Here is a 14,722-nt window from a genome sequence, read left to right on the forward strand (position 1 = left end):
TGTTTTAAAACAAAAAATGAAATCAGGAATATGAATGCCCCCACAATGAAACTTATGATTGGTCTATTCACGCTGACCTTGATCTCCTCATGCTCTACTCCTACCGAAAAAAACCTGGAAGCCGGGGCAGAGCAAGAGGTCATGTCTGTATCAGAAAAAGCTGCATGGATCGATATTGATACAACTTCGTCTGTGGTCACATGGATCGGAAGCAAGCCTAAAGGTCAACACAATGGAATCATTCCCTTCACTACCGGTCAACTTGCTGTACTCAACAATGAAATTGTTGGTGGAAAATTCGAAATGGCTGTTCGAAGACTACAAGTGATGGATCTCATGAAAGATCCTGCAAGGAGTAAGAAGCTAAAAGACCACTTGATGTCAGAGGATTTTTTTGAGGCAGACAGTTTCCCCACTGCTTCCTTTGAGATTGTAGAAGTAACTCCTTTCGATTCAACAGCGCTGCCAAAAGACACCCAGGAATTCGAATCTGAGTACACACCGGCCACACTGAGTTCATTCATGGTTGCCAACCCTACACATCTGATCACCGGCAACCTGACCCTGAGAGGCGCTACCAGAAGTATAACTTTCCCAGCCGATATAAGCTTCAATCCAGAATCTATCCGTGCAGAAGCCAAATTCAACATCGATCGGACAGATTGGAACCTCTCCTACAGTGATGAAGCCAGTGTGATCGACAAAGCCAAGGATCGGTTCATTTATAACACGGTGAATGTGGGACTAAACCTGGAAGTGACGAGATAAATTTAGCCTCAGAAATACTGACAAGATGTCATTGTCTTAAGTTTGCTACTTATCTTTGCCCATTAAATAATTGACCCACTATGACTCAGTTGATAGAGGACCTGGAAATTTTGGACCAAAGCAATGATGTGCAGGAAGAGCACTGTGAGGTAAAAGTTTCGAAAGAAAGTAATAATCAAACAGCCAAAAAACTTTACATAGAAAGCTACGGCTGTCAGATGAATTTCTCTGATAGCGAGATCGTTACATCTATACTCCAAAAAGAGGGATTCGACACCACCGCTTCATTTGAAGCTGCAGATGTGATTCTCCTGAATACCTGCTCTATTCGTGAAAAAGCGGAGCAAACCATCAGAAAAAGGCTTACCCAGTTTAATAAAATCAAGCTTGAGCGGCCAGAAATCACCATAGGTGTACTGGGCTGTATGGCCGAGCGCCTCAAAAGCAATCTACTGGAAGAGGAGAAAATTGTTGACCTGGTGGTAGGCCCGGATGCCTATAGAGATTTGCCTAACCTTGTAAGACAGGCCGAGGAAGGTCAAAAAGGCGTAAACACCTTCCTTTCTCGTGAAGAGACCTATGCAGATATCTCTCCGGTAAGGCTCAACTCCAATGGAGTGACTGCTTTCATCTCCATTATGCGTGGCTGTGACAACATGTGCTCCTTTTGCGTGGTGCCCTTCACCAGGGGTCGGGAGCGCTCAAGAGACCCTCATTCCATCATCAGCGAAGCCCAGGATCTTTTTAGCAAAGGGTACCGCGAAGTGACCCTCCTGGGGCAAAATGTGGACTCTTATAAGTGGTCACCGGAAGAAAACAACAAAGCCCGACTGGAAAAGCAAGAGGTAAATCAAGTCGTCAATTTTGCTAATTTGCTGGAAATGGTGGCGCAGGTACACCCTGAGCTGAGGGTGAGATTCTCCACATCGCACCCCAAAGACATCACCGACGAGGTGCTTCATACAATGAAGCGCTATGAGAACATCTGCAAGTACATTCACCTACCGGCACAGAGCGGCAACTCACGGGTACTGGAACTTATGAACAGAACCTACGATCGGGAATGGTACATCAACCGAGTGGATGCGATTCGTGAGATCCTTGGAGATGATTGTGGCATCAGCTCTGACATGATCACCGGATTTTGTACCGAAACAGAGGCCGAGCACCAGGACTCACTTTCTCTCATGGAGTATGTGCAGTACGACTTCTCGTACATGTTTTTCTACTCTGAGCGACCAGGAACACTAGCGGCCAAAAAATACAAAGATGACATTCCATTGGAAGTCAAAAAAAGAAGGCTTCAGGAAGTCATAGACACCCAGCGCGGGCTCTCGCTGGCCAGAAACCAGCGAGATATCGGGAAAACTTTCATGGTGTTGGTTGAAGGGTTTAGCAAGAGATCTAATGACGATCTGCAAGGCAGAAACACTGCCAACAAGGTGGTCATTTTCAAAAACAATGGAGCTAAAAAAGGCGAATACGTTCAGGTGAAAGTGTATGACTGCACTGCAGCTACACTATTCGGGGAGGTGATAGCATAATGGATTACAAAACAAGTTCGGAAGTACAGGCTGTCAAGCAGCGTTTTGAGATCATTGGTAACTCGCCAAAACTCAACAATGCTATCAGAATAGCCATGCAGGTAGCGCCTACTGACATGAGTGTGCTGATCTCCGGAGAAAGTGGTGCGGGCAAAGAGTCCTTTTCCAAGATCATTCACAGTCTTTCTCATCGCAAGCATGGACAGTTTATTGCCATCAACTGCGGAGCCATTCCTGAAGGAACCATCGACTCGGAACTTTTCGGCCATGAAAAAGGAGCTTTTACAGGGGCGCACGAATCCAGAAAAGGATATTTTGAAGTCACCAATGGGGGCACCATCTTCCTGGATGAAATCGGGGAACTGCCGGTAAGTACCCAAGCGAGGTTACTCAGGGTCCTGGAAAATGGTGAGTTTATCAAAGTAGGTTCATCCAAGGTTTTGAAGACAGACGTGCGGGTGATCGCCGCGACCAATGTGGACCTGAATGCCGCCATTGAGAAAAATAAGTTCAGAGAAGACCTCTACTACCGCCTCAATACGGTACCTATACAGGTACCAGCTCTCAGAGAACGTGGTGAGGATGTCCTTTTACTTTTCAGGAAGTTTGCCTCGGATTTTTCCGAGACCTACAGAACCAAACCTGCCTACCTCACTGAAGGTGCGCAGGAAATGCTCCTGAAGTTCAGATTTCCCGGCAATATACGTCAGCTTAAAAACCTGGTGGAACAAATGAGCGTGCTAGAGATGGAACGTGAAATTGATGCTGACACACTTCTGAAATACCTTCCTAAAACCACCTCCTACCTCCCTGCCCTTATTGGGAAAACGGAGAATTCAGAGAACTTCTCAGAGCGTGATCTACTCTACAAAGTTCTTTTCGATATGAAAAAAGACATGTCCGAGATGAAATCGCTGATCCATGAGATTTTGTCTGAGGACGGCTCCCGAAGTGAAATTTTGTCCCAACATGAGCGTTTGTTCAATGATGTGGAGGCCTATAACAGACCCGAACGCAATGAAGACTATGATCACCCACCTATCAAGCCGATCATGCTGGAGTCTACCAGGGAGCAAAACACCCGTGACCGGATTGTTGAGGACGAATATGACATAGAAGACATCACACATGAAACCGACGATGGTGATTCTCTTTCCCTTGAAAAGAAGGAGAAGGAAATGATCATTATGGCATTGAAAAAGAACAATAATAAAAGAAAGTATGCAGCCAAAGATCTGGGGATTTCTGAAAGAACGCTTTATAGAAAAATCAAGCAATATGAGATTGATAGCATTTAGTGCCCTGCTTGGTTCACTTGTTATTCTCTCCGGTTGTGGGGTGTATAGTTTCACAGGAGCTTCTATCTCTCCTACTGTGAAAACCATCTCCATTCAAACCTTTTTCAATAACGCCACTCTTGGTCCTTCCAACATGAGTGTCCTTTTCACCGAAAGCATCAAGGATTACTATCAGCAGAATACCAGCTTGTCTCTGGTGGATGACAATGGTGATCTGCAAATAGATGGTTATATCGCTGATTATACCATTACACCTGTATCGGCCACCGCTTCTGGAAACAACGATCAGGCTGACTTTGCCAGCATGTCAAGAATCACCATCACTGTCTTTGCCAGCTATATCAATACGCAGGATGACGAGTTTGATTTTGAGCGAAAATTCTCCTTTTTCAAAGATTTTGACAACTCTCAGGACATTTCATCCGAAGAGCAAATCCTTGTAGAGGAGATATTTGACCAAATAATCCTCGATATATTCAATGCCTCTGTGGCAAATTGGTAATTTTTCTTAATTTAGATTTTCACCGAAACATAAATTCCTGTGAACAAACAGAAATTCGTTGAGTATTTGAGGACGCCTTCCAATCTGGACACGGAATCTCTGGGACAGTTAGAAGCACTTGTAAATGATTATCCCTACTTCCAGGGTGCAAGGACTCTCTTAGCAAAAGGCAGTAAAATCCTGAAGTCTAAAAATGCCGGCGCGAACATCTCCTCGGCTGCCGTATATGCTACCGATCGTGCATTACTGAAGCGATATATCAATGATGAATTAATTTTCCTGAGTCCACTGACGGTGCATGAGTCTCACGAAGCAGACAGAGAGCGTGACCTAACCGACACCATCAAAACCAACAGAATCACCACTGCCCAAAGTAAGCAGATCGCCAAAGAAGAACCTCCCAAACCAAAACCTCAACCGAAGCCCATTATCCAGGATGAGGCACCTGCTCCAGAGCCTTCAGTGCCAGAAACGAGCAAATCTTCTGATTTAGATCACATCATTGATGAGCTTTATCGTGATTTGGAGGAGTTAAAAATCAACAGGGCCAGGTTCAACAAAATAGAAAATGAACTGGCCGAAGAAGAGGCTGTGGACAATGCGGTCAAAAAAGCTACGCAAAAGACCACTGCGGCCCCTGAACCTGAGGAAACAAAAGAGGTAACACCTGAACCTGCTCCTTCTTCCAAAGAAGAGTCCCTTGAAGCTGATACTCCTGAGGAACCAAAAGCAGAGGCAGAACCAGAAGTGGCAGAAGCGGTGGAGTCACAACAGAAAGAAGAACCAATTGCCGAAAAAGCTGACGAACCCCAACCAGATACGGATCCGGAAGAAGAGAAGCCTCGCGATATCGTAAGGAAACCATCCGAATCTCGTTCGGCCAGGGTATCAAGGATTACCGAAGAGAATGAACCTTTGGAACCTAAAAAGACTAAAGCTGAGTCCAAAAAAGTAGCCAAAAAACCAGCCAAAACGGCCAAAGCCGCTGGCAAAACCAAGCCAACAACCACTAAGCAAAAGCCCGAGAGTAAGAAGAAGTCTGCCGATACACCAAAAAAGAAAGCTCAGAAAAAGGACAAGAAGAAGTCAGAAGAGGGCAATAAAAAGGACGACAAGGGTGAGCCCAAAAGGGTAAATCAGGACGATATCATCACCAATTTCATTAAAAGCAACCCGTCCATTTCGCCGGCCAGCAAATCAGCTGCCAACGCTCAGGTAGACCTTTCTGGCGCCAGTACAGAATTGCATCCTGAGATTGCTTCGGAGTATCTCGCCGAAATCTATTTGCAGCAAGGCAAAAAGGATCGTGCCGTTCAAATATATGAGGCCCTCATAGTGCGATTTCCTGAAAAAACAACTTACTTTGCGGACATTATCAAGAAAATAAACCAATAGATTTAGAATGTACGCCCTTATCATTAGCATTATCATCCTTGTAGCATTTTTGTTGATTCTTGTTGTTTTGGCCCAAAACCCTAAAGGGGGTGGACTTTCTAGCCAATTTGGCGGGGCTGGCACACAGCAGATCATGGGTGTGAAGAAAACGGGTGATATCCTGGAAAAACTTACCTGGGGTTTGGCTATAGCCATGCTTGTGCTCACACTTTCCACCAATTTCTTTGTGGAAGATAACACCCAGACACTCACTTCTCCTAACATTGAAAGTGCCCAGGAGTCAGTGCTTCCTACTCAGAACATCCAGTCAATAGAGCAGCCTTCAGGAGACCTTGGTCTTGAAGAAGATTCTGTTAATTAATCTCCTCTATCTTTCTTACGAGCATCCTCTTAGCCACAGGCAATATGGTCTGTGGCAATGGAAATTTTAATTTGCTCACCACCAAAAAAGTCGCCGGGTTAGGTAGCTCTCTAAACCTACGAACAAGATCCATCTTGATCTGCTCATAAGTCCTGGAAATATCCCTGAAATCATTGGTCAGAAAAGTAGTGCTAATGCCACGGTACTTTTCGTCAGCATTTTCGAAAACTGATACCTGGTATCGAAATACAGACACATCTCGTTTCGCATCCTGATTCACCAGTACATAGCCCTCTTTGGCATAAATCGGCGTAAGCCCCACTGCACTTACCTCCAGATTATCCTCTACCAGGTCATACAGCTCCTTCCCTTCATTGATACTCCCCTCCAGCTTGGGTAGTGCAAATCCAATGATGTCCTCAATTTCCTGCATCATCTCATCATCTTGTATCATTCGGTGATAAGTAAACTTCAGCTTTTTGAAGTCGGCACGAGAGATGGACTTAGGAAAATGCTCGTAGATAAGTTCCTTATTTGATTTTACATTCAACAGGTTCTTATAGTGCATAATAAGGTCCGATAAAAACGGAAACAATTCTGCAGAGTCAAAATGCTGCTTGATGTCCTTTAAATAAGCCAACAGAACATACTTTTTATACTCGTAATCGATCATACCTTCTGTCAGCCAATCATGATTCAAATTTCCCATATGTCTATCAATTTTTATCTCCAAGAATTTAAACATGAAAATTCTAAATGGCAAACTGACAGACAGCCTGACATTGAAAAAATTACTCTGATATTTTGTCAGTATTTATCTGCCATTTACTGCCTTATCATACCTTTTTATACGATTGGCATGTAAAATGCTACTTGGCCTATCAGCAATATTTTTTCATTAATTGACTAAACCATAAAATTCACACACATGTCAAAAGTTAATTTCAAACCACTAGCCGATAGGGTTCTTGTGGAGCCAGCGGCCGCAGAAGAAAAAACTGCATCAGGGATCATCATTCCTGACACGGCAAAAGAGAAGCCTCAAAGAGGTGAAATCGTAGCGATTGGTACTGGTAAGAAAGACGAGCCTATCAATGTAAAAGTAGGTGACCAGGTTTTGTATGGTAAATACTCTGGTACGGAAATCTCCATTGACGGTAAAGAGTATTTGATCATGAAAGAAAGCGATATCTACGGTATCGTATAATAAAATTCATTTATCACAATCTAAAAAATCAAATCATATACAATTATGGCTAAAGATATTTTCTTCAACACAGAAGCGAGAGATAGCATCAAGAGAGGTGTTGACATCCTTGCCGATGCAGTAAAAGTAACCCTTGGACCAAAGGGCCGAAATGTAATTCTTGACAAAAAATTTGGCGCCCCTACAGTCACTAAAGATGGTGTGTCGGTTGCCAAAGAAATTGAGCTGAAAAACCCAATCGAAAACATGGGTGCTCAATTGGTAAAGGAAGTAGCTTCAAAAACCGCAGATGATGCTGGTGACGGTACTACTACTGCTACGGTATTGACTCAGGCTATATTTGGACATGGTATCAAAAACGTAGCCGCTGGTGCTAACCCAATGGACCTCAAAAGAGGAATTGACAAAGCGGTGGCTAAAGTAATCGAAAACCTGAGAGCTCAGTCTAAGGACATCAGCACTTCAGAGGAGATTTCTCAAGTGGCTTCAGTATCCGCCAATAACGACGCTGAGATCGGTAAAATGATCGCTGACGCCATGGAAAAAGTGGGTAAAGATGGTGTGATCACTGTAGAGGAAGCCAAAGGAACAGAGACTGAAGTAAAAACTGTAGAAGGTATGCAGTTTGACAGAGGTTACCTTTCTCCTTACTTTGTGACCAACACAGAGAAGATGGAAGCTGAGTTGGAAAACCCATACATCCTTATCTATGATAAGAAAGTTTCCAGCATGAAAGAACTCCTTCCTATCCTTGAGGCAACTGCTCAGACAGGAAGACCTTTGTTGATCATTGCCGAAGATGTGGAAGGCGAAGCCCTTGCTACTTTGGTGGTCAACAAAATCCGTGGTTCATTGAAAATTGCTGCTGTAAAAGCTCCAGGTTTCGGTGACAGAAGAAAAGCAATGCTTGAGGATATCGCAGTGCTGACAGGTGGTACTCTCATCTCAGAAGAGAGAGGTTACAAGCTGGAAAATGCTACTTTGGATTACCTGGGTACCGCAGAGAAAATCAGCATCGATAAGGACAACACCATCATCGTAAATGGTGCTGGTAAAACAGAAGATATCGCTGCGAGAGTCAACCAGATCAAATCTCAAATCGAAAACACTACTTCTGATTACGACAAGGAAAAACTACAGGAAAGACTTGCTAAGCTTTCTGGTGGTGTAGCCATCCTCTACATAGGAGCTGCTACTGAAGTAGAGATGAAGGAGAAAAAAGACCGTGTGGACGATGCTCTTCACGCTACCAGAGCCGCCGTACAGGAAGGTATCGTAGCTGGAGGTGGTGTGGCCCTCATCAGAGCGCTTAAAGCCATCGAAGGTCTTGAATTGGAGAATATCGACCAGACTACTGGTGTGAAAATCATATACAATGCCATTCAGGCGCCGCTTAGAACCATCGTGAACAACGCTGGCGGAGAAGCTTCTGTGGTAGTGAATGCCGTGAAAGAAGGCAAAGACGATTACGGCTTCAATGCTGCTACAGGTGAATATGTGAACATGTTCAAAGCTGGTATCATTGACCCTACCAAAGTAACTCGTTTGGCTTTGGAGAACGCTGCGTCTATCGCTGCACTCCTATTGACTACAGAGTGTGTGGTAGCTGATCATCCAGAAGAAGAAGCTGCTGGTGGTGGAATGCCAGGCGGAATGCCAGGTGGCATGGGCGGAATGGGTGGAATGATGTAATCCCATTTCCTCATTAAGAACAAAAGAGCCCGAGCAATCGGGCTTTTTTTTGCTCCTCACTTTTTAGACCAGTCGCAATAAACATATCTTCACCAGATAACTCATCTCTTATGAAGCGACTATTCATTCTGGCAATAATCATTTTTTTCGGCTACATGTCTTTTGGGCAAGGCGTCTCCTTCTCTTACCTCATACCCAAAAACGGCTATCTCTCAGCCCCGGTGAGCCCTTTTTCTGTACGAGGCATCGGCCTTGGCAACAAGATTGGGGTGGAGACCGGAGCCACCCTCTATAGCATCCCCGGCCTAGCCATGGAAAAACTCCCATTCGAATACGAAAAACCTCTCACAGGGCCGCATTATGCCCTGCTGGTCCCTATGGAACTCTTCTTTAAAATTCCATTGGGACCTATGCAAATCAAACTGCTCGGTGGTGGTTTTGGTTGGTGGAATATCAACACCCGAATCAATGAAGGAAATATGGATCGGGCATTTAGAGATTATGAAGGCTGGGAAGTGCTCAACTCAGATTTTAAACTCGAAGACCAGCTGGGACTTGGCTGGATGGCGGGTATTGAATTCGAATTCAAAGTGAATGACAACTTCTCCATCACTGCAGAATCTCAATACCTCAAAGGGGCAGCATCTTCTCACCTCTCGGGCTCTTACACGGGCGGCACCACTGCTTCAGGCATTCAAACCAAGGCTATCGATCTTGAAGACACGGCCATCCTCCTGGAGGGAATCGAGTTTTCAATTGGTGTCAAGTTTTCAAAATAAAAAAGCCGCTCGTAGCTGTAGCTACGAGCGGCTTTTCATGTGTATCGGACTATTGGCTATTACCTCACATTGCCCATCCACCTTCTCATAAATCCGGAGAAGATCAGGAACATGATACCACTACCCACTCCCAGGAGGACTACTGACATGAACAGTCCCGGCACCTGAGAGGCGTCATTAGGGTCAAATCCACCGGCAAAAAGTCCCGCAATAAGGTTACCGAGGGCCGTGGCTACAAACCATATACCCATCATCTGGCTATAATATTTTCGAGGAGCCAGCTTAGTGGTGGCACTCAAACCAACAGGACTCAAGGTCAACTCGCCTGTAGTATGAAAAAGGTAAGTCACGATCAACCAGCCCATGCCTGCTTTGGTACCTTGCACCACGATTACAGCGGCGAAATACATAACCAAGAAGCCCACTGCCATCATGATCAGTCCAAAACCAAACTTGATCGGGGTACTTGGATTCATTTGCTTGGCTGCCAGCCGAATCCAGATCGCTCCAAACACAGGAGAAAGTATAATAATGAAAAAAGGATTAAAATTCTGAAGAATACCTGCGGGTAGTTCATACCCAAAAATCATCCGGTCAGTGTAATCTCTGGCAAACAGATTGAGGGTGGATCCAGCCTGCTCAAAGCCCGCCCAAAATACCGAAGCACCAATAAACAAGAGAAAGATCACAAAAACCTGCTTGCGCTCTGCCATATCCAGCCCTCCTGAGATAAATATATTGGCAAAATAAGCCAGGGTCACGACCACTATGAGGACTCCCACACTCTCTGCTATCCCACGCGCGGTGGTCACGTCCACAATACCCAAATATTGCATTACGAATATTAACAATATAGCACCTGCTGTCAGCGCATAGGTGAACGTGGCTCCACTTTTCTCTCCCGGTAGCTTCACTTTCTTCTCGGGCTTCATGCCTATGCCCTTGAGGGTACCCAGGGTGAGTTTATACTGGATCAGTCCGAGAAACATCCCAACCGCTGCAGCTCCAAAACCCATATGCCAGTCTACCTTCTCTCCTAAAAAGCTCACGACCGTTTGCCCCAAAAGAGACCCCAGATTGATGCCCATATAGAAAATTGAAAATCCAGCATCACGCTTCGCTCCTTTGTCATCGCCATAGAGATCCCCCACAATGGAGCTTATGTTTGGCTTGAGGAAACCCGTACCCATCGCCACAAAGCCCAGGCCGATAAAGAAAATCTCCTGCGAACCGGGTATGGCCAGAATCAAGTGACCAACCATGATTAGAATACCACCGTACCAAATAGATTTTTGTTGGCCGAAAACATTATCAGCCAGCCATCCACCGGGTAGAGAGAGGAGGTAAACTGCCGCAGTATACAAACCATAAACTGCCGCAGAAGTCTCCACATCCAAACCCAGCCCCTGCTGGGCCGTTTCTGTGGTCATAAAAAGGATAAGAATGGCCCGCATACCATAATAGCTAAACCTTTCCCACATTTCCGTAAAAAACAGGGTGGCTAGTCCCCTGGGGTGGCCAAAAAACGTGCTTTCAGAACTCATTGATCAAAAAAATAAAGTAGGTTAATGTTTATTTAAATACGCACTTTACGCAACCAACAATAATAATGAAATATATCTAGACCAAGGCATTTCAAAACTTCCTAAACCATATCACCCCTAAAGTTTCTCTTTTTGACGCATCCGGCTTAAATTTGTATTGCAAACGATTGCAAACAACAAAAAACACCTCACATACTGACCAATATCAGACTTATAAACAACCTATATATTGACCTTTGATTTGTTATTCAAAGGCTAAACCCCCGAAAACAATGAACGAAAAAGGATTAAAATCTCAGAAAGTAGGACTGGAGGCCGCCGGGATTCTCAAGGTGAAAGAAGCATTCTGGAACCTCAATGCCGCAGAACTGATTGAAGATTCAGTCAGAAATGGTGAGGGACACCTTACAGATACTGGCGCCCTGATGTGCGATACCGGAAAATATACTGGAAGATCACCTCAGGATCGCTTTATCGTGGAAGATGCAAAAACGCAGGACAAAGTATGGTGGGGTGACATCAACAGACCTGTGAGTCCGGAGAACTTCGATAAAATCCACGCCAAGATGCTGAAGTTTCTGGAAGACAAAAAAGTCTATGTGCGTGACGCCTATGCCGGAGCGGACAAAACGCACAGGCTGAAGTTGAGAGTAGTGAACACGCTTGCGTGGCACAACCTCTTCTGCTACAACATGTTCATCACCCCTCCGGACTACAAACTGCAGGATTTCGATCCCAATTTCACGGTAATCTGCTGTCCTGAATTTGAAGCGGATCCAAAAACAGATGGCGTCAGACAGGGAAATTTCGCCATTATCAACATGACCAAGCGGATCATCCTTATAGGAGGTACCGCTTATTCCGGGGAAATCAAAAAAGGCATTTTCTCAGTGCTTAACTTCCTGCTACCCACCGAAGATCACGTGCTACCCATGCACTGTTCTGCTAATATGGGAGTTGAAAAACACGATACGGCCATTTATTTCGGACTTTCCGGAACAGGGAAAACCACCCTTTCAGCAGATCCGGAGCGCCTATTGATCGGTGATGATGAGCACGGATGGACCAACAATAACATATTCAATTTCGAAGGTGGATGCTATGCCAAAGTGATCAACCTTAGCGAGGAGAACGAACCGGATATTTTCAACGCCATTCAATATGGTGCCATTTTGGAAAACACTCGATTCATTCCAAATACCCGCACGGTAGACTATAGCAACACAGAGGTAACGGAAAACACTCGTGTATCCTACCCGATCGAAAGCATCAAAAACATCGCTAAGCCATCCGTTGGAGGGTTACCGAAGAACATATTCTTTCTTACCTGTGACGCCTATGGGGTAATCCCTCCTATTCAGAGGTTATCCAAAGGTCAGGCGATGTATCACTTCATCTCCGGATACACCTCCAAGGTAGCAGGCACTGAAGCGGGCATCACCGAGCCAGTACCAGTGTTCTCAGCATGTTTTGGAGCGCCGTTCATGCCCCTGCACCCTACTGCTTATGCAGAAATGCTGGGTAAGAAAATGGAGGAAAACGAAGTGAAAGTTTGGCTCATTAATACCGGATGGACAGGTGGCCCTTACGGTGTAGGATCCAGAATCAAACTCAAGTACACACGCGCTATGATTTCCGCTGCCCTTTCTGGTGTGTTGGAAAATGTGGGGTACCGAACACACTCTATCTTTGGTGCGGAGATGCCCCTGACGTGTCCGAATGTACCGAATGAGATTCTGAGTCCTCGAGAGACCTGGAAAAACGACGAAGCTTTCTACAAAAAGGCGAACGAGCTGGCACTCAAATTCAACAGGAACTTTGATAAGTTCAGAGAATATGCCAGCAAGGAGATTCTGGAGGGAGAACCACAGCCTAATAAAAAGTACCCAATGAAAGTGGAGGCTTAAAATGAAAATGATTTAATCACGAATGGCAGTCAATTAATTGGCTGCCATTTTTTATTTTGCCCCCATGAAAATCGCAATTATCGCCCACGATGGCAAAAAAGCTGAAATGGTAGCATTTCTGCTCAAATACAAGGACTGGTTAGAAAAGGTAGAACTGGTCTCCACAGGAACCACAGGGTCGCACGTAGAAAAAGCCGGGCTCAAAGTACATCGTTATTTATCAGGCCCACTGGGTGGTGATGCTCAGATCGCAGCTGAGGCGGCTGAGAAGAAACTCGACATGGTCATTTTCTTTAGAGACCCCATGGGCAAACACCCACACGAACCCGATGTGCAAATGCTTATGAGGATATGTGATGTACATGACATCCCATTGGCTACCAATCCTGCAGCTGCAGGGCTCATGATGAACTCGCTACTTAAGAAGATAGATAGCTAGACCATTAGTGCTCCGGCAATGGAGGCGGTCATCATTGTAGCAAGGGTGGCCGCAAATAAAGCCCTGAGTCCCAATTTTGAAATATTACCCTGCTGTGTTGGAGCCATCCCACCAATACCACCAATCTGGATGGCAATGGAGCTGAAATTGGCAAATCCACAAAGGGCGTAAGTCGCTATTACGATAGACTTCTCATTAAGAGCTCCCTCAGCTACAAACTCTGACAGTCCCAGGTAGGCTACAAACTCGTTTACCACTACTTTTTGACCCAAAAGGCTACCCACCTGCAGAGACTCATTCCAGTCCACACCGATGACAAAGGCAAAAATCCTGAAGAACTGACCAAGGATATACTCTAATGAAAAACCATCAAAACTACCATTGGTGCTGGAAACGATCACGGCATTCAGGCCTGTGACATCACCAAGCGCCATCAGTATATAGTTGATTGCTGCAATCAGGGCAATAAAGGCCAACAGCATAGCACCAATATTTAGGGCCAGCTTCAAGCCCTCGGCTGCACCTCTGGCCAAAGCATCCACCAGATTCACCCCCATAGTATCTGAGGATACTGTCAAATCCGTATTGATCTGATCTCGATTGAGTTCTGGCAACATGATCTTGGACATCACGATTGCTGCTGGAGCGTTCATAATAGAAGCGCTGAGCAGATACGCAGCAAATCGTTCCTGGGCCACAGGGTCTCCGCCTCCCAAAAAGGCCACATAACCGGCCAGCACACCACCTGCAATGGTAGCCATACCCCCTGTCATCAGGCACATCAGTTCTGAATTCGTCATTTTAGGAACAAACGGCCGCACCAGCAATGGTGCTTCGGTTTGTCCAAGGAAAATATTAGCCGCTGCTGAAAGGGATTCTGCTCCTGAAAGCTTCATTGTTCGGGTCATGATCCAGGCAATGCCCTTCACAATCCACTGAAGCACGCCGAGGTAATACAGACCTGAGGTCACAGTAGAGAAGAAAATAACCGTGGGAAGTACCTGGAGGGCAAAAATAAAGCCCATGTTCTCCGTGTCCATCAGGCTGCCAAACAGAAAGGATGCCCCGTCCCCTGAGAAGCTCAGCAACACCACAAACTGACGGCTGATCCAATTGAACGCCTGCCGAACAAAATCTATCTGTGTAATCAGCAGACCAAATATCACTTGCAGCGCGATACCGGTAAGCACGAGCCTCCAGTCTACAGATTTTCGCTTAAGTGAGAAAAGATAGGCTACACCTACCAAAAATATCAGCCCAAATGCAGCCCTTAGAACATCCATCAA

The 14,722-nt window shown here is 45.3% G+C and carries 14 protein-coding genes; 11 read left to right on the forward strand and 3 right to left on the reverse strand.

The annotated features are described in order from the left end of the window. Positions 1–54: 54 nt before the first annotated feature. The 6 genes from GV030_RS04965 (at position 55) to secG (ending at position 5,868) form a co-directional block, all read left to right on the forward strand. A complete protein-coding gene (locus GV030_RS04965; protein ID WP_221413287.1) occupies positions 55–768 on the forward strand; it encodes a YceI family protein in 714 nt (237 codons plus the stop codon). An 80-nt stretch (positions 769–848) separates the two neighbouring features. Then, complete coding sequence (gene miaB / locus GV030_RS04970) at positions 849–2,312, forward strand: tRNA (N6-isopentenyl adenosine(37)-C2)-methylthiotransferase MiaB (RefSeq protein ID WP_159580377.1); 1,464 nt, start codon at positions 849–851, stop codon at positions 2,310–2,312. Then, positions 2,312–3,610 carry a sigma-54-dependent Fis family transcriptional regulator gene (locus GV030_RS04975; protein ID WP_159580379.1) on the forward strand — a complete coding sequence of 433 codons (1,299 nt, stop codon included), beginning with the start codon at positions 2,312–2,314 and terminating at the stop codon, positions 3,608–3,610. Before miaB ends, GV030_RS04975 begins: the two co-directional genes overlap by 1 nt. Continuing rightward, on the forward strand, positions 3,591–4,112 hold the full coding sequence (gene lptE / locus GV030_RS04980) for an LPS assembly lipoprotein LptE (RefSeq protein WP_159580381.1): 522 nt from the start codon (positions 3,591–3,593) through the stop codon (positions 4,110–4,112). The genes GV030_RS04975 and lptE overlap by 20 nt, the downstream gene beginning before the upstream one ends. Positions 4,113–4,151: 39 nt before the next feature. Continuing rightward, a complete protein-coding gene (locus tag GV030_RS04985) occupies positions 4,152–5,507 on the forward strand; it encodes a hypothetical protein (RefSeq protein WP_159580383.1) in 1,356 nt (451 codons plus the stop codon). Between the two features lie 7 nt (positions 5,508–5,514). Further along, positions 5,515–5,868, forward strand: a complete 354-nt coding sequence (gene secG / locus GV030_RS04990; RefSeq protein ID WP_159580385.1) for a preprotein translocase subunit SecG — start codon at positions 5,515–5,517, stop codon at positions 5,866–5,868. Here the strand turns inward: secG and GV030_RS04995 are convergent. Then, complete coding sequence (locus GV030_RS04995) at positions 5,861–6,577, reverse strand: hypothetical protein (protein WP_159580387.1); 717 nt, start codon at positions 6,575–6,577, stop codon at positions 5,861–5,863. The genes secG and GV030_RS04995 overlap by 8 nt on opposite strands. A 219-nt stretch (positions 6,578–6,796) precedes the next feature. On the opposite strand from GV030_RS04995, the gene groES reads away from it, so the two are divergent. The 3 genes from groES to GV030_RS05010 all read left to right on the forward strand — a co-directional run bounded on the left by groES (position 6,797) and on the right by GV030_RS05010 (position 9,546). After that, the gene (groES, locus tag GV030_RS05000) at positions 6,797–7,075 is read left to right on the forward strand and encodes a co-chaperone GroES (RefSeq protein ID WP_159580389.1); all 279 of its coding nucleotides are present in this window, start codon (positions 6,797–6,799) and stop codon (positions 7,073–7,075) included. Positions 7,076–7,120: 45 nt separating this feature from the next. Next, entirely contained in the window at positions 7,121–8,767 is a 1,647-nt protein-coding gene (groL, locus tag GV030_RS05005; RefSeq protein WP_159580391.1) for a chaperonin GroEL, read from the forward strand. A gap of 110 nt (positions 8,768–8,877) precedes the next feature. Next, on the forward strand, positions 8,878–9,546 hold the full coding sequence (locus tag GV030_RS05010) for a hypothetical protein (RefSeq protein WP_159580393.1): 669 nt from the start codon (positions 8,878–8,880) through the stop codon (positions 9,544–9,546). A 59-nt stretch (positions 9,547–9,605) separates the two neighbouring features. Here GV030_RS05010 and GV030_RS05015 read toward each other — a convergent pair whose 3' ends face one another. Continuing rightward, positions 9,606–11,090, reverse strand: coding sequence for a peptide MFS transporter (locus tag GV030_RS05015; RefSeq protein WP_159580395.1), 1,485 nt, complete (start codon positions 11,088–11,090; stop codon positions 9,606–9,608). Between the two features lie 272 nt (positions 11,091–11,362). On the opposite strand from GV030_RS05015, the gene pckA reads away from it, so the two are divergent. Both pckA and GV030_RS05025 read left to right on the forward strand, forming a co-directional pair. After that, positions 11,363–12,997, forward strand: a complete 1,635-nt coding sequence (gene pckA, locus GV030_RS05020) for a phosphoenolpyruvate carboxykinase (ATP) (RefSeq protein ID WP_159580397.1) — start codon at positions 11,363–11,365, stop codon at positions 12,995–12,997. Positions 12,998–13,061: 64 nt separating this feature from the next. Then, entirely contained in the window at positions 13,062–13,436 is a 375-nt protein-coding gene (locus GV030_RS05025) for a methylglyoxal synthase (protein WP_159580399.1), read from the forward strand. On the opposite strand, the gene GV030_RS05030 is transcribed toward GV030_RS05025, so the two are convergent. Beyond that, complete coding sequence (locus GV030_RS05030; protein ID WP_159580401.1) at positions 13,433–14,719, reverse strand: NupC/NupG family nucleoside CNT transporter; 1,287 nt, start codon at positions 14,717–14,719, stop codon at positions 13,433–13,435. The genes GV030_RS05025 and GV030_RS05030 overlap by 4 nt on opposite strands. Positions 14,720–14,722: the final 3 nt, after the last annotated feature.

Origin of the sequence: Marinoscillum sp. 108, from assembly GCF_902506655.1 — a bacterium.
Classification (GTDB): domain Bacteria; phylum Bacteroidota; class Bacteroidia; order Cytophagales; family Cyclobacteriaceae; genus Marinoscillum; species Marinoscillum luteum.